Here is a 16,196-nt window from a genome sequence, read left to right as displayed (position 1 = left end):
CCATTTCATAATTTTATTAAAAAAGAGAAACGAACATGTCAGACGAAAGAGTAAGATACAGTGATGCTGATTTACAAGAATTTAAGGCAATCATTAAGGAAAAAATAGAAAAGGCGGAAAATGATCTGAAACTGATCAGAGAAAGTTTCATTAATGACCAGAACAATGGTACCGATGATACTTCGCCTACATTTAAAGCGTTTGAAGAAGGTGCTGAAACGCTGAGTAAAGAACAGAATTCTATTTTGGCCGGGAGACAGGAGAAATTTGTACGAGATCTTAAAAATGCTCTGATAAGAATTGAAAACAAAACGTACGGTGTATGCAGAGTAACAGGAAAGCTGATTCCTAAAGAAAGACTTCTGGCTGTTCCTCACGCAACATTGAGCATTGAAGCGAAAAATATGCAGAAATAACCGGAAGGTTTATTAAAATAAATTTGGGTTTATATTGTATTTTTGACAAATACTTTATAAACCTAATTTTTAGTATATATCCATGAGCGAATTATTATTTTTAATTATTATTGTCGTTGCGGTTCTGGTGTTTTTCAACAGAGATTGGATTAAAAACAGATTCTTTCCTGATAAACAAAAAAACTATACAATTGACGATCAGTTTAATTCTGATAAACGCGAAAGGGAAAAAGAAATAGACAGACTTTTAAGCAAAATGGGCAAAAACGGCATCAATGATCTGTCGCCCAAAGAAAGAAAAAGGCTTGATGAACTGTCCAAAAAATAACTTAAACTTAAAAAAGTGGAATCCATTATCGTACATACTAAAAATGCAATGGAACTGAACGCACTGAAAAGCGTTTTAAAAGAAATGAACATTAAGTTCGAAAAATTCCATACCAAGAATACGCATCACAACCAGAAAACGATTAAGAAAATCGTTGATAAGAAAAATGAAAAGATAGGAAAACCTTCAAAACCAAAAGGACTGTAATGAAAAAGATCGTACTTGTAACTTTTCTTATTTTATTGATCGATCAGGTATCAAAAATCTATATAAAAACTCATTTTGAACTGAATGACAGCGTGTCTGTTTTACCTGGATTTAAACTTACTTTTGTAGAAAATCCGGGAATGGCTTACGGGCTTCATTTCGGAGGCATCATCGGTAAATATTTTCTCGTTATCGTAAGAGTTTTCCTGATTGGAGGAATGATTTATTTATTCAAAAAGTGGCTGCAAAGAGGTGAATCTAATTATCTCCTGATCCCAATGGCGATGATCTTTGCAGGAGCAATCGGCAACCTGATCGACGGAATGTTTTACGGCTTAATTTTCGACAGCGGAATGGTGTATGATGAAAGTGTCAATCAATGGATTGGCTATGGAGGAGTTTCTAAATTCGTTCCATTCGGACAAGGGTATTCCTCATTTATGAAAGGTTGTGTTGTTGATATGCTTCACTTTCCGCTGGTAGATTGGAATGTTCCTGAAAGCTGGCCTTTGATCGGAGGAAAACATATTGAATTTTTTAAATATATTTTCAATGTTGCAGATTCTGCGATCACTGTTGGAGCCGCATTGTTGTTGATTTTCAGAAAAAAAGCTTTCCCGAACGGACTGGAATTTTAAAGAATTTTTCACTCAATGAGAAAAATAATCAAAAATATTTTTAAATTTTTCCTGCTTCTTTTTGTGGCAGGAATTATTTTTATTGCCTGGGCCAATTACAGCATAAAAAAAGAAAGCGACCCTTATGTTTCTTACCAGGTTAAAAATCTTCCGGTAGCCAAAACAGCTCTGCTTCTGGGAACCAGCAAAACACTTAACAACGGTTTTCCGAACGCATATTTCTATAACAGGATTTATGCGGCCGTAGAATTGTACAAAAGCGGAAAAATACAGTATATTATTGTAAGCGGAGACAATAGCAGAAAAGATTACAATGAGCCTGAAGACATGCAATTTGCTTTGATGGAGCATGGAATTCCGCAGGACAAAATTTTCCTTGATTTTGCAGGTTTCAGGACGTTGGATTCTGTAGTCAGAGCAAAAGAAATTTTCGGTCAGAAAAAAATCATTATTGTTTCTCAGAAGTTTCATAATGAAAGAGCCGTATTTCTTGCCAGACAAAACGGAATGGAAGCTTTCGGGTTTAATGCTGAAGATGTGAATAAATATGCAGGCTTTAAAACCAATATGAGAGAATATCTTGCTAAGGCAAAAGCCTATTGGGATTTAATTTTCGGAATTGAACCTAAATTTGGAGGAGATAAAGTTTTGATTCCTTAAGCTGATTTACAGAGTACGCAGGCTTTATTGATGATATTGTTAAATTTCAGCTGAAGTCTAATCTTTAATTCCAGCTTCAATTTCCATCTAATCAACAGAGTTTTTCTTCATTAAAAAATTACAGAGTAAACATCTTTGTAAATTCATGAAATCTGTGGGATAAATCCATAAATTTGCAATTCATTAATTTTTAAATAAATTTTTAACAATGTCAAGAATTCTTACCGGCATTCAAGCCACCGGAACACCTCACTTAGGAAACTTGTTGGGTGCTATTATTCCTGCAATTGAGCTATCAAAACAGGAAGGAAACGAATCATTTTTATTCATCGCCAATCTTCATTCTTTAACCCAGATTAAAGATGCAAAAGAACTTAAACAAAATACCTACGAGATTGCTTCGGCTTGGCTTGCTTGTGGGCTGGATACTGAAAAAACCTATTTTTACAGACAGAGTGACATCCCTGAAACCTGTGAACTTTCTTGGCATTTATCATGTTTTTTTCCGTACCAGAGATTGACTTTAGCACATTCATTTAAAGATAAAGCGGACCGCTTACAGGACGTGAATGCCGGTTTGTTTACCTATCCGATTCTAATGGCTGCAGATATTTTATTGTATGATGCAGAGATTGTTCCTGTAGGAAAAGACCAGCTTCAGCATTTGGAAATCGCCCGTGATGTCGCTTCAAGGTTTAACAACCAAATGGGTGAAGTTTTTGTTTTGCCACAATCGGAACTCCAGGAAAACACCAAATATGTTCCCGGAATAGACGGACATAAAATGTCGAAATCGAGAGGAAATATCATTAATATTTTCTTACCTGAAAAACAACTGAAAAAACAGGTAATGAGCATCGAAACTGACTCTAAATCACTGGAAGAACCGAAAGATCCTGAGACAGATAAGGTATTTGCTATTTATCAATTAATTGCCACGCCTGAACAAACAGAAGAATTAAGAGCGAAATATCTAGCCGGAAACTTTGGTTATGGCCATGCGAAAAAGGAACTTTTGGATTTAATTTTAACAAGATTTGAGAAAGAAAGAGAACTGTTCTCTTATTACATGAACAATCTTGAGGAATTGGAAGCAAAACTTCAGGAAGGAGCAGCCAAAACGAGAGTGATTGCTACAGAAACGATTACAAGAGTGAGAGAAAGCTTGGGAATTTAATTTCTTGAGCCAGATAGTATATTTTCGGCGGCACCAAAGGTGCCGCCGAAAATATTATAAATACTCTTTTAATTGTAAAAGATGCTTAATCACTTTTAGTCCTTGCCCTTCCCTGTTTTCATGTAAAGCATCAAAGAAAATAACATCCATTCCAAAATTCTGCGCGCCAATAACATCAGCGATCCAGTCATCTCCTATAAACAAACTTTCCTCTTTTGATGCACCTGCAAGCTTGAGAGAATATTCAAAAATTTCAGGTTTGGGTTTTCTTACGCCAACAGAATCAGCACTCGTAATAGTCTGAAAGTATTGAGCTATTCCTGACAAAATGCATTTTCGTTCTGTTACTTCTTTAAAGCCATTGGAAATAATATGCAATGTATAATCTTTGGTTTTAAGATATTCCAAAATATATTCTGCTCCTTCAACCAATTCATTATGATTAAGTATTTTATCTAAAAAATGTTCTTCAAAATAAATTGACAATTCTTCATCATCAACATCGAAATGTTTAAACGTATCATAAAAACGATGCTTTCTTAAATATTCCTTATCAATAATTCCATCTCGTATATCTTCCCAAAGTTTTTCATTGATTCCGTGATAAACGGCATGAAACTGTTCAAATTCAATATTATATTTTAAGGCAATTTCTTCTTTCTCAAAAAGACTTTTAATCGTCAGATAAGCATTTCTGCGATGATCCCAGAGTGTATTGTCGAGATCAAAAAAAATGTGCTGAATTTTCATACAGCACAAAATTAATTTTAATTTTTGGAAATCAGATAATTCTTGCTCTTGGTTTTCACAACCTCAAGATTCTTCGAATAATTGAGCAGAAACTCAATCGTTTGTTTTTTTGGTTTCAAAGTTTTCACTTTTAAGGAATCATTTTTTCTCATAGGCGATTAAATGTTTTTCCTTAAAACGAGAATTTTCCGAAATTATTATCTATCGTGTCAAGACAATATGTTTTTCATCCATGATTTTTCTCAGGTTGATAAGTGCATACCGCACTCTTCCCAATGTAGTATTGATACTCATATCGGTATGATCTGCGATTTCTTTAAAACTTAGTCCGTCAAAAAATCTTAACTTTATTACTTCCTGCTGATTTTCAGGCAGAAATTGAAGCATTTTTAATAAGTCTTCCTGAATCTGGTTGGTCACCAGCTGATCCTCAATATTCTCAGATGGCTCTCTCAATAGATCAAAAACAGAATATTCGTCTGTCTCAAAAGTTGTTTCTGAAACTTTAATATTTTTTGCTTTTGCCCTGAAATGGTCGATAATAAGATTATAGGCAATTCTCTTTGCCCATAGAATGAACTTTCCTTCTTCGTTGTAACGTCCTTCTTTCAGCATAACGATAATTTTCATAAAGGTATCCTGAAAAACATCGTTTGCCAGATCTTCATCATTAATTTTGTAAAAAATGAATGTAAACAGTTCTCTCTGATGGCGGTGAATAAGGGTAGACAACGCCTCTTCGTCTCCTTTTTGGTAAAGGGAAATTAGTAAACTATCCGATTTTGATTTCATAACTCTTCTCAATAATATTTTTGCTGATAAATTACTTTCCAGATTTTTTACCTGGCTTCAGCTGTAAATACAAAACAATTCTTCAGAGTAAAGTCTAATCAATAGGCGGATACAATTTTTAATGATGTAAATATAATAATTTTTTAATAACTGTTAACCTATTATTAAATTTTTAAGAGAAAAATTTAAAAAAAATCATTTAAACATATCGTGAATGAACACAGTAGGGATATTTAGTGTAAAATTAATATTCAGTCCTTTTAATTCTTTGCCATTAATTCCGTTGTCTCCTATCGGAAAAGCATAGCCGCCTGTGAGGTCAAGCATCCCAAAAAGAGTAAAGCCCACTTTTGGAGCTACATATTTATTGGTGCCTTCCGCTCCAATCAGGAAATAATAAGAATGATAAAAATCTACATTTTTTTGAAAATTCAATAAAACATCAGTAGAAACTTTCGGCATGATGGCAAATTTTGAATTGGCAGAACCCATTAAAGCAGAACCGCCCAATCTGTAGATAACGTCATCATTTTTTAGAAAAAGAAGTTTTCCTCCTGCTTCACCGAAACTCTGGTTTTGATAAGTATAACCGACGGTTATCATTTTATGGACAGTAAGTTGCGCTTTTGTAAAAATGCCAAAGAAAAATATAGAAAGGATTGTGATTGCAAATCTGGTGTTTATCATTTTAATTTATTTAATCGTAAAATTAAAAAAAACTGCTTTACCGGAAAGATAAAGCAGGGTTTATTATGAAACGTTTTAGTTTATTATAAATTTAAAAATTAAATTCCGAAAGAAGCTTTAATCTCCTCCACTTTATCTAATTTCTCCCAGGTAAAGAACTCTAAATCAGTAAGCGTAAGCTCATTTTTCTGTCCTTTATTGAACGTTTTATCTGCTACATAATGTTCTTTCCCCATATGTCCGTAAGAAGCCGTCTCCTGGTAAATTGGATTTCTCAATTTAAGGTTTTGCTCGATAGCGTAAGGTCTGAGGTCAAAAATCTCAGAAACTTTCTTCGCAATGACTCCATCATGTAGATCAACTTTCGCAGTTCCATAAGTATTGATGTATAAACCGCAAGGTTCAGCAACACCGATCGCATAAGAAACCTGTACCAAAACTTCATCTGCAACACCTGCAGCTACTAAGTTCTTGGCAATATGTCTTGTCGCATATGCGGCACTTCTGTCTACTTTTGAAGGATCTTTTCCTGAGAAAGCACCACCACCGTGAGCTCCTTTTCCACCGTAAGTATCTACAATGATTTTTCTTCCTGTAAGACCTGTATCTCCGTGAGGACCACCAATTACAAATTTTCCGGTAGGATTAATGTGATATTTAATTTGGTCGTTGAATAAAGTTTTAATTTCATCAGACTGTAAAGCTACTACTCTTGGAATCAGAATATTTTTAATGTCTTCTCTAATTTTGTTAAGCATTTCTTCTTCAGTCCCGAAATCATCATGCTGGGTAGAAACAACGATGGAATCTATTCTTACCGGTTTGTGATCGTCAGAATATTCAATCGTTACCTGACTTTTCGCATCCGGACGAAGATATTTAATATCAGAATCTTCTCTTCTGATCGCAGAAAGTTCTTTAAGAATTGTATGGGCAAGATCAAGCGCTAAAGGCATATAGTTAGCCGTTTCATTCGTGGCATACCCAAACATCATTCCCTGGTCACCGGCTCCCTGTGCATTGGCCTTTGCTTCAAAAGACTCATTATCCACCGCTCTGTCAACCCCCTGGTTGATATCTGGAGACTGCTCATGAATCGCTGAAATCACCCCGCAAGAATCTCCATTGAACATATACTCTCCTTTCGTGTAGCCAATTCCGTTGATTACTTCTCTTGCAATCGTCTGTACATCAAGATAAGCATCTGATTTTACTTCACCCGCCAGCACTACCTGCCCAGTCGTAACAAGCGTTTCACAAGCTACTTTTGAAGATTTATCATATGCTAAAAAATGATCGATTAATGCATCAGAGATCTGATCGGCAATTTTATCCGGATGTCCTTCTGAAACGGATTCAGACGTAAATAAATAAGACATATTACTCTATTGTTTTAAAGATTAACATTCACGAAGAAAAATAAGAATAATTGTCGAAAGGGCTAAAAAGAAATACTGTTTTAGCATTTTTTTATAGAGGTTGCAATCAGGTCAAATTTTTCCTCGTTCGTAAACGTGGGCAAATTTAAGTACTATTTTTTTAATACTCAAATTTTTGCTTACTAATTATAATTTTCTTGAAACTAGCAGTTTAGAATCTCATTAGCAATAAAAACCTATTGTGGTTTTATGCTTACGAATTCTTTTGGATTTTCGTGATAATTAAGCTTTTTTTCTAATGAACTACGGATGGAATGCGATAATTCATCAATGATTTTCTGCTTGAATGTAGGCTTATAATAGATAATGCTGATCTCTCTGTACGGGAAAGGTTTTTTAAACCTGAAAACATTTTCTTTCTGCTGTTCCGAAAGCTGGCTTAGCGCAAGTTCCGGCAAAATACTGATTCCGCCGACTTTGTCTACCATATGAACTAATGTCTGAATATTGGAAGCAAGAAAATCCAGATTTTTAGGTTTTAATGTATTTTCCTTTAAATGACAAATATTTTCAAACTGATTTCTCAGACAGTTTCCTTCTTCAAGCAACCATACTTTCTCAACATTCAGATCTTCAGGAACAACATATGTATTTTTCTTGTTTGCTTCCGTGTCTGAGCTGTAAATCATCAATTCTTCATTAAACAGGAAATCCTGATAAAACTCATCGGCAGAATCATAAGGAGTGGAAATAATTCCCGCATCCAGTTCTCCGGATTTTAGAGCCTTAATAATATTATCCGTTGTCATTTCCTTTACATTCATCTGAATTTTCGGATTATCTTCCAGAAATTTAAAAATTTCCGTTGGGAGAATGAAAGAAGAAACGGTAGGAATAATTCCTACATTGATTGTTCCTCCTAAAATATTATTTAAAAGATTGGCTTTATTTTTAAGTTCATTGACAGATTCTATAATCACCTTGGCCTGATCGATAATCTGAAGCCCTACATCAGTGGTTCGGATCGGATGCGTGGTTCTGTCGAAAACCTTCACATCCAGTTCATCCTCAAATTTCTGTATCATGGCACTTAATGTAGGCTGAGTAATAAAGCACGCCTGAGCTGCTTTACCAAAATGTTTATACTTATCTACAGCGATAAGATACTCCAATTGCTGAATGTTCATCTGATTAATATTATCTATGACAAAGATAAAATGTTTTTGCAATTTGTAATTAAAAATTAGAGTAAATTTGATATTTAATACGTCATTATAAACTGATACAAGTTCAATATCAGCAAAACAAATCATAAGTATATGGATTCTAAAAAATTAACGTTAAGCAATGGCGCTCCTTACTATGAGCATCAGGATTCGCAAACAGTAGGACCAAGAGGTCCGGTATTATTGCAGGATTTCGTTTTACAGGAAAATCTTGCTCATTTTGTAAGAGAAAGAATCCCTGAAAGAATTGTTCATGCTAAAGGAACCGGCGCTTACGGAACATTCACGGTAACGCATGACATCAGCCAATATACAAAAGCAAAATTATTTTCAAAAGTTGGAAATTCATGCAGAATGTTTGCCCGTTTTTCTACAGTAGGCGGCGAGAAAGGAAGCGCGGACACTGCGAGAGATCCAAGAGGTTTTGCTTTAAAATTTTATACAGAAGACGGAAACTGGGATCTTGTAGGAAACAACACCCCTGTTTTCTTTATTAAGGATGCCAAAAAATTTCCTGATTTCATCCATACTCAAAAGAGGGTTCCGAAAACCAACCTGAAAAGCGCTACCATGATGTGGGATTTCTGGAGCCTTAATCCGGAATCTCTCCACCAGGTTTTAATCTTAATGTCCGACAGGGGAACACCTTACGGATACAGACATATGCACGGTTTTGGGTCTCATACTTTTTCGATGATAAATGATAAAAATGAAAGAGTTTGGGTAAAATTCCACATGAAAACAAAGCAGGGAATTAAGAATTTCACGGATGCTGAAGCGGTAAAAATGGCCGGTGAAAATCCCGATTTTGCTCAGGAAGATATGTGCAACGCTATTGAAGAAGGAAATTTCCCGAAATGGACGATGTACATTCAGGTGATGACGGAAGAGCAGGCAAGAGATTTCAGATGGAATCCTTTCGACATTACAAAAGTTTGGTTCCAGAGCGATTTCCCTTTAATTGAAGTCGGAGAAATGGAATTGAATGAAGTTCCTGTCAACTACTTTGCTCACGTTGAACAATCTACATTTTCACCAAGCAATTTAATTAGCGGAATCAGTTTTTCCCCGGATAAAATGCTTCAGGGAAGGTTGTTTTCCTATCCCGATGCACACCGTTATAGAGTTGGCGTTAATGCTCATCATCTGGAAGTAAACAGATGCCCGTTCGCTGTAAATAATTATCAGAGAGACGGCTTCATGGCAGATTCCAGCCATTATCAGGACAAACCGAATTATCATCCCAATAGTTTTGATGACATTAAACCTGACGCATCTTACAAAAACTACGAATACGAGCTGGACAGCGCCCATGTTGCCAACTACAGCAGAAATGAAAATGACGACGATCATTATACGCAACCCGGACTGCTCTATTCAAAAGCAATGAATCAGGAGGACAGACAAAATCTCGTGAATAATATTGTAGGAAGCATGAAAGGAATCACAGGTCCTAAAAAAGATGAAATCATCAACCGTCAGCTCTGTCATTTTTTCAGAGCTAATATTGAATTAGGCATGAAGGTGGCCACGCAGCTTAATGTGGTAATCGATGCCAATATGATGAATCATTCAAAATAATCATCGCAAAAAAACACTAATTTCAATCAAAAGGAAAAAAAAGCAAGATTTTTCCTTTTTTTTTGTAAAAAATTTATAATTTGCACAAGATAATATTTTATAGTGGAAAAATGGGTTACGAAAATATATTATTAGATAAAGAAGATAAAATCTCTATCATTACAATAAACCGCCCTGAAAGTTTAAATGCATTAAATGCAAAGACGATCAGTGAAATCAGTTCTGCCTTGGATGAATTAAACTCTGACGCAACCTGCAGAGTCATCATCCTTACAGGAAGTGGCGAAAAGTCTTTTGTTGCAGGAGCTGACATTAAAGAATTCAGTGATTTCGGACAGGAAAAAGCAGAGGAACTTGCCAGGAACGGACAAAACTCATTATTCAATAAAATAGAGAATATGACCAAGCCTGTGATTGCAGCCGTAAACGGTTTTGCATTAGGCGGAGGTCTGGAGCTTGCCATGGCGTGCCATATCAGATATGCATCGGAAAATGCTAAATTAGGTCTTCCGGAAGTAACGTTAGGATTAATTCCTGGCTACGGTGGAACCCAAAGGCTTCCGAAGCTTGTAGGAAAAGGTATTGCCAATGAAATGATCTTCTCTGCCAAAATGATTCCTGCACAGAGAGCAAAGGAAATCGGGCTGGTGAATGAAGTGTACCCTATTGAAGAATTATTAACTAAAACACGAGAATTAGCAAACATTATTGCCCGAAATTCCCCAATGGCAATATCTAAAGCAATTCATGCTGTTAACCTGTCGGACACAGACAAAGGCTTTGAAACCGAGATCAGATATTTCGGAGAGCTTTTTGACCTGGACGATAAAAAAGAAGGAGTTTCCGCTTTTTTAGAAAAGAGAAAACCTAACTTCTAACCTCAATTATCCTTAATACAAAATTATTTCGAAAATCAATGCTGCTGTATGAATAAGTTTGACAAAGCTTATCTAAAGATGGCTCAGGAATGGGCAAAACTTTCCTACTGTAAACGAAAGCAGGTAGGAGCTCTTATCGTAAAAGATAGGATGATTATTTCAGATGGTTATAATGGTACTCCTTCAGGATTTGAAAACTGCTGCGAGGACAATGAAGGAAAAACACACTGGTATGTACTCCATGCAGAAGCCAATGCTATTTTAAAACTGACTGCTTCCACACAATCTGCAAAAGGAGCCACGCTGTATTTAACGCTCTCTCCGTGTAAAGAATGCAGCAAACTGATTCTTCAGGCAGGAATTACCAGGCTTGTGTATATTAATGAGTATTCGGACGACGATGGGATATCATTTTTAAAAAACCATGGAATTGAAATAGAACAAATTTCGGACTGTGAACTAAAAAAATAACACAACATGACTTGGGATGAAAAAATTAAGGATTTTGAAATCTTTCTTCGTTTTGAAAGAAATTTTTCAGAAAACACTCTCGACGCGTACATTCGGGATATCAAAAAACTAAAAGAATATGCAGAAGCAGATCTGGAAAATATTGGCCCGGATACCATTGCTTACGAAAATCTGCAGGAATATATCTTTAACCTTTCCAAACAAAAATTCAGCGAACGGTCTCAGGCCAGATGGATATCTTCATTGAAAGCATTTTTCAAATATCTTGTGGAAGATGAATTTCGCGAAGACAATCCGGCTACTTTGCTTGAAGGACCAAAGCTTGGGCTTTATCTCCCTGATACATTGAGCCTTCCTGATATCAATAAAATCATCGGTGCCATTGAGCTGAATTCTGATCTCGGAAAGAGAAATCAATGTATTATTGAAGTACTTTATGGATGTGGTCTGCGCGTTTCAGAACTTATAGACCTGAAAATCTCCAACGTCAACTTCAGAGAGCATTACATTAAAATATTAGGAAAAGGAAATAAAACACGTTTCGTTCCCTTAGCCGATTATACCGCCCGATTGCTTCAAAATTATATTGCAGAGGTACGTTCTAAAGTGAAAGTGAATAAAAAGCATGAAGATACTCTTTTCCTGAATAGCAGAGGAACATCCATGTCAAGAGTTATTGTTTTTTTAATCATAAAAGAACTGACGGACAAGGCGGGGGTGAGCAAGAAAATATCGCCTCACACTTTCAGGCATTCTTTTGCGACACATCTTCTGCAAAACGGTGCAGACCTTCGTTTTATTCAGGAAATGTTGGGGCATTCCAGCATTACAACAACGGAAGTCTATACACACCTGAAAACAGAAGAGCTTCGGGATGTCATTCTGACTTATCATCCAAGAAATATTAATACGGCCTAATGAAAATATTGAAATACTGCCCAAACTGTGGTAAAGAATCTCTAAACTGGGATGGCGAAAAGAAATGGAGCTGCTCAAACTGTAATTTTCGGTTGTACAATAATGTAGCAGGAGCAGTTGCTGTTGTAATACGCTGTGACAATGAAATTTATCTTACCCGAAGGAACAGAGATCCGAAAAAAGGCAAGCTTGATCTTGCAGGAGGATTTGTAGATCCAAAGGAAAGCGCTGAAGAAACCTGTAAAAGAGAACTTTTTGAAGAACTGCAGCTTGAGGTGGATATTTCAAAATTAAAATATCTGAAAAGTCTTCCAAATATTTATCAGTACAAAGAAATTGATTACAATACAATTGATCTCTTTTACGAATATAATGTCGCTGAAAAGTTCGAGGTAAATCTTGATTTTTCGGAAATTTCGGAAGCGATCTGGATTCCTATAAAAGATCTTAACCTGGAAGACATTGCCTTTGATTCTCAGAAAAAGTTTTTTGAAGAATACCTGAAGTCTTATTAATATTATTACACATTTCCCGCAGATTGTGAAGATCGCTATAAACTAAACCTTTACAAGCTGTGGGAATTTATCAGTAAGTTTTTGATTCTAAAATTTCATTGAAATATCTTGTCAGCAAAGCTCTTTCAGCGTCGGATAAATTAGCTGCTTTATGATAAACAATATAACCGGGCATCGGCATTGTTTTATTTTGAATTGTCTGTACAGATTTATTGAGCATACTTTCTTTCAGCTCTTTATTGTATGTACCCCAAACGGAAAAATTAAGATGTTCCCGACCTTCGTTTACGTGACTCTTCACAGACCATGAAACAGGAGCTACATAGGCATATTCCGGATATACTGTTTCGTTGGAGTGACAGTCGTAGCAAGCTCCTCTAATGAGTTTTGCGATTTTCTGAGGTGTCTTTTTTACATCAATAAAATTTACTCTGCGGTCAACAGGCTCATTCACTTTATCCGTAGGAATGAACTGAATCAGCGCAAAGCCGATCAGACTCCAGAATAGTATTTTTTTAAATGTTTTCATTTTACCTTGTTGGTGTCAGCAAAGATTTATCAGATTGCAAATCCAGATTCTTATTGTCTTTCTGAGAAGGTGTACTGTCTGTTTTCGGAGCCGTCAGCTTTGAAGTGTCGAGTACTCTTGTATCTTTCAAATCCCAATTTTCATTGGTATCCCATAAAGGTCTTACGACTACCATTTTGTAATAAATATAAGAATCTTCCGCAAACACATCATTTACAAAATCTGCTTCATCCCAATATTTATTCTCATTATTATCGACCAGTATTTTTACAACATATTCGCCTGGCTTCAGGATATCAAATTTAACTTCACTTCCTTTGGTATATTTCTGATACGCTACTTTATCTGAAGAATCCACAAGCTGAATCCAATAGCTTGTAGACGGCGCGTTTTCCAGCTTAAAGGCTAGGCTGCCGTAATTTTCAACTTTATCAACTTCAAAATCAAATCGTTTTGACTGATAATTTTTAGCATAGAAGGATGAAATTGTCTCTTTCGGAACCGTTAGCTGATACTTTTTTCCTGAAATATAATCTGCGTGCACGATGATCTGATAAGGATTGGTTTCAGAAATTTTTGCGGTAAAAGGCAACGTATTCAGGCTGTCACCTTCAGCTCTGAAAATCCACTTATCTGTATTGATAGAATTGATATAGTAATTTGAGCTGATTTTAAAATCCTGTTTCGGAGCTAACATTCCGCCACCGTTATCACTATTTACATCCATTGTATTCTTGGCATTATAGCGGTAAAAAAGTGAAGCATTGTAAAGCGTGTCTTTTTTAGTTCCGGCATTATACCCGAATTTTAAATTTTCAACGGTACTCTGACCAATATTGCTTTTTACGGCATCAAACCAGATTCTTACCGTATCAGATTTTGGCTTATGGGTTACTTTATAATCCGTAAGTTTTTCGTTTAGTGATTTCACCGTTACACTATCTGGTCTTCCTTCAAAAGCCATTGAAACACCTCCCGGCACTTCTTTCATCTCCAGATATTTCACCGTTTTTTTAGATGGATAAAGCTTTAAATTCAATCCCGAAATAGATTTTTCAACAACCACAGAATCTTTCTGAAATCCTACCTTTTCTTTTCCCGGATCGTAGATTGAATTCCCGTTCTCGTCTTCGTAGGCAATAATCCTGTATTTTCCGGGAGCAAGATAATTCAGCTCATAATAGCCATCGTCATCCACTTTTGTAATATAGTACGGCTTCTGTTTGTAGTCGATCGTGTCTTTTACGGGATAAAGTCCTATAACAAATTTATTTTCGCTTGCTTTTTTAATAGAAAGAGCATCTTTTACCTCTCCACTAATATAAAGATCATCAAGCTTATCGCCTGTAGAAAAGGCAAAATTGAAATATCTTAGAATATTATTCTCATTGTTATCCGCAATGGCGTTTCCAAAATTAAAATTGTACGTTGTATTGGCCTGCAAAGTATCTTTCCATTGAATAAGAACGAATTTATTAGCAATATTGGAAGGAATAATTCTCGTAATATTTTTAATCGGAGGAGAAATACTGAGATTTTTGTTGATGTCTTTCAACGTGACATATTCGTCAAAATCAATGCGCAGTTCCTTAATATCTCTTGGAACATTGATACGCGTCGTATCTATATTTGAACCTAAAAACTTAGGAGCCAAGGAATCTTTCGGTCCTCCCACAGGTGATCCCACTCTTGCACACGACTGCAGAAGAAAGCCAAAAACAAATAATAAAAGAAGTCTTTTCATGAAAATGTTTACACAAAAATAAACATTATTCTCCATAAACTTCGCCATGTCCTTTCAATGTATCTTTATCATCACTCATAACACTGTGGAGCTTATCTTTCTGAGCAGGAAAATCTTCAAACAATCCCGAAAGAGCAAGTGCTGTGTAGACTCTGTTTGAATACTTGTTGCCTATCGCCACAATTGTCACTTTTGATTTCAGCAAATGAGCAAAAACAGAGTTGGTTCCGTGCCACCACCCATTATGATACGTGAGTTTTTCACCGTTATCGAAAATTTTCATTCTGAAACCAAACCCATAGTTATTCATGCCGGACTTTTCATTGCTGTAAGGTGTAAAAACCTGTTCCATGAGTTCCAGTTTTAAGAAATCCTTCGAAAACATCGCTTTAGAGAAATTATAAAGATCTCTTGGTGTGGTGTACACATTTTTATCTCCATAAATCAAATCCAGCCTATCTAAAGGATACAGTCTGTTTGCACCATAATAGAACGATTGTGATGCTGTAGGAATATCTTTTTCCTGAAAAATAAAAGTATTTTTCATCTTTAGCGGTTCAAAAACCATTTCTTTCATAGCTTGTGGAAAAGGTATTTTTGTCACTTTCTCAATAAGCAGTGCAAGCATAGCAAAATTGGTATTGCAATACATGAATCCGGTATCCGTTTCTCTTGCCAGATCAGGTTTATATTTAATCATCATATTCAAAATATCCTGATTGGTAAGGAAATCTTTTGAAAGTTCATCGGGAGCCGGCTTTATTTTTGTGATAAAGTATTCATATTTCGGAAGACCGCTTCTCTGGTCGAGCAATGTCTTAACGGTTACATTCGGATAAGGAAATCCCGGAAAAAACTCAGTCAGGTGATCTGAGAGTTTTATTTTTCCGGCTTCTACCAATTTAAGCATAGCCATTGCGGTGAGTGTTTTTGAGACAGAAGCTACGTGGAGTGGAGTATTTCTACCGATAGGATCCTGATTCCCTTCTCTCGCAAAACCTCTGTAGTTTTCGTACAGAATATCATCTCCTTTAGCTACCAGAATTCCACCGCTGAGATCCCCTCTCTCCCAAACTCTTTTGTAATACTGATCGATGTATCGTACAAGTGACGCCTTATCTTGAATCCGACTGTCTTCTTTTGTAAAAACCTTACTTAAATCTACATTCCCGTAATTGGGAAGATTCGTCGTACTTTCAACGACAGCTTCCTGATTTTCAGATTTGTTTTTGCATGAAAAAAGGGATAAAAAAACAGTGATAATAAGTATAAAAGTACGCATCTTACGAATTTCAAAATG

At 35.9% G+C, this 16,196-nt stretch carries 19 protein-coding genes; 11 read left to right on the top strand and 8 right to left on the bottom strand.

Annotated elements, in window-relative coordinates; translation table 11 throughout:
- The first annotated feature begins 35 nt into the window (after positions 1–35).
- The 6 genes from BLR30_RS10625 (at position 36) to trpS (ending at position 3,426) form a co-directional block, all read left to right on the top strand.
- Positions 36–416 (top strand): TraR/DksA family transcriptional regulator, encoded by a 381-nt coding sequence (locus tag BLR30_RS10625; RefSeq protein WP_027378898.1) that lies wholly within the window; start codon positions 36–38, stop codon positions 414–416.
- A gap of 82 nt (positions 417–498) precedes the next feature.
- The gene (locus tag BLR30_RS10620) at positions 499–744 is read left to right on the top strand and encodes a DUF6576 domain-containing protein (protein WP_089858131.1); all 246 of its coding nucleotides are present in this window, start codon (positions 499–501) and stop codon (positions 742–744) included.
- Positions 745–759: 15 nt separating this feature from the next.
- Positions 760–951, top strand: coding sequence for a DUF2683 family protein (locus tag BLR30_RS10615; RefSeq protein ID WP_089858127.1), 192 nt, complete (start codon positions 760–762; stop codon positions 949–951).
- Positions 951–1,589 (top strand): lipoprotein signal peptidase, encoded by a 639-nt coding sequence (locus tag BLR30_RS10610; protein WP_089858122.1) that lies wholly within the window; start codon positions 951–953, stop codon positions 1,587–1,589. The genes BLR30_RS10615 and BLR30_RS10610 overlap by 1 nt, the downstream gene beginning before the upstream one ends.
- 15 nt (positions 1,590–1,604) lie before the next feature.
- A complete protein-coding gene (locus BLR30_RS10605) occupies positions 1,605–2,249 on the top strand; it encodes a SanA/YdcF family protein (RefSeq protein WP_089858119.1) in 645 nt (214 codons plus the stop codon).
- 208 nt (positions 2,250–2,457) lie between these two features.
- Complete coding sequence (gene trpS, locus BLR30_RS10600) at positions 2,458–3,426, top strand: tryptophan--tRNA ligase (RefSeq protein WP_089858115.1); 969 nt, start codon at positions 2,458–2,460, stop codon at positions 3,424–3,426.
- A gap of 54 nt (positions 3,427–3,480) precedes the next feature.
- Here the strand turns inward: trpS and BLR30_RS10595 are convergent, their stop codons facing one another.
- From BLR30_RS10595 to BLR30_RS10575, 5 genes are all read right to left on the bottom strand, one after another.
- Entirely contained in the window at positions 3,481–4,176 is a 696-nt protein-coding gene (locus BLR30_RS10595) for a YjjG family noncanonical pyrimidine nucleotidase (protein WP_089858111.1), read from the bottom strand.
- Positions 4,177–4,377: 201 nt separating this feature from the next.
- A complete protein-coding gene (locus BLR30_RS10590) occupies positions 4,378–4,968 on the bottom strand; it encodes an RNA polymerase sigma factor (RefSeq protein ID WP_089858108.1) in 591 nt (196 codons plus the stop codon).
- Between the two features lie 195 nt (positions 4,969–5,163).
- Entirely contained in the window at positions 5,164–5,655 is a 492-nt protein-coding gene (locus tag BLR30_RS10585; protein WP_089858105.1) for a hypothetical protein, read from the bottom strand.
- Positions 5,656–5,753: 98 nt separating this feature from the next.
- Entirely contained in the window at positions 5,754–7,034 is a 1,281-nt protein-coding gene (gene metK, locus BLR30_RS10580; RefSeq protein ID WP_089858102.1) for a methionine adenosyltransferase, read from the bottom strand.
- Positions 7,035–7,270: 236 nt separating this feature from the next.
- On the bottom strand, positions 7,271–8,221 hold the full coding sequence (locus tag BLR30_RS10575; protein ID WP_089858335.1) for a LysR substrate-binding domain-containing protein: 951 nt from the start codon (positions 8,219–8,221) through the stop codon (positions 7,271–7,273).
- 132 nt (positions 8,222–8,353) lie between these two features.
- Here BLR30_RS10575 and BLR30_RS10570 point away from each other — a divergent pair, with 132 nt between their 5' ends.
- From BLR30_RS10570 to BLR30_RS10550, 5 genes are all read left to right on the top strand, one after another.
- Positions 8,354–9,841 (top strand): catalase, encoded by a 1,488-nt coding sequence (locus tag BLR30_RS10570; RefSeq protein ID WP_089858099.1) that lies wholly within the window; start codon positions 8,354–8,356, stop codon positions 9,839–9,841.
- A 110-nt stretch (positions 9,842–9,951) separates the two neighbouring features.
- Positions 9,952–10,719, top strand: a complete 768-nt coding sequence (locus tag BLR30_RS10565; RefSeq protein WP_089858096.1) for an enoyl-CoA hydratase/isomerase family protein — start codon at positions 9,952–9,954, stop codon at positions 10,717–10,719.
- Positions 10,720–10,767: 48 nt separating this feature from the next.
- The gene (locus tag BLR30_RS10560) at positions 10,768–11,190 is read left to right on the top strand and encodes a deoxycytidylate deaminase (protein WP_089858094.1); all 423 of its coding nucleotides are present in this window, start codon (positions 10,768–10,770) and stop codon (positions 11,188–11,190) included.
- Positions 11,191–11,196: 6 nt separating this feature from the next.
- On the top strand, positions 11,197–12,108 hold the full coding sequence (xerD, locus tag BLR30_RS10555; protein WP_089858091.1) for a site-specific tyrosine recombinase XerD: 912 nt from the start codon (positions 11,197–11,199) through the stop codon (positions 12,106–12,108).
- Entirely contained in the window at positions 12,108–12,623 is a 516-nt protein-coding gene (locus tag BLR30_RS10550) for an NUDIX hydrolase (RefSeq protein ID WP_089858088.1), read from the top strand. The genes xerD and BLR30_RS10550 overlap by 1 nt, the downstream gene beginning before the upstream one ends.
- A gap of 70 nt (positions 12,624–12,693) precedes the next feature.
- Here the strand turns inward: BLR30_RS10550 and BLR30_RS10545 are convergent, their stop codons facing one another.
- Genes BLR30_RS10545 through BLR30_RS10535 form a run of 3 tightly spaced genes read right to left on the bottom strand, consistent with a single transcriptional unit; the run spans position 12,694 to position 16,178 of the window.
- The gene (locus BLR30_RS10545) at positions 12,694–13,152 is read right to left on the bottom strand and encodes a heme-binding domain-containing protein (RefSeq protein ID WP_089858085.1); all 459 of its coding nucleotides are present in this window, start codon (positions 13,150–13,152) and stop codon (positions 12,694–12,696) included.
- A 1-nt stretch (position 13,153) separates the two neighbouring features.
- On the bottom strand, positions 13,154–14,896 hold the full coding sequence (locus BLR30_RS10540) for an Ig-like domain-containing domain (RefSeq protein WP_089858333.1): 1,743 nt from the start codon (positions 14,894–14,896) through the stop codon (positions 13,154–13,156).
- A gap of 25 nt (positions 14,897–14,921) precedes the next feature.
- Positions 14,922–16,178 (bottom strand): serine hydrolase domain-containing protein, encoded by a 1,257-nt coding sequence (locus tag BLR30_RS10535; RefSeq protein ID WP_089858082.1) that lies wholly within the window; start codon positions 16,176–16,178, stop codon positions 14,922–14,924.
- Positions 16,179–16,196 lie beyond the last annotated feature (18 nt).

Origin of the sequence: Chryseobacterium taeanense (assembly GCF_900099685.1) — a bacterium.
Taxonomy (GTDB): Bacteria; Bacteroidota; Bacteroidia; order Flavobacteriales; family Weeksellaceae; genus Chryseobacterium; species Chryseobacterium taeanense.
The sequence above is the reverse complement of the archived record's forward strand: the minus strand, read 5'-3'. Positions and strand labels throughout refer to the sequence as shown.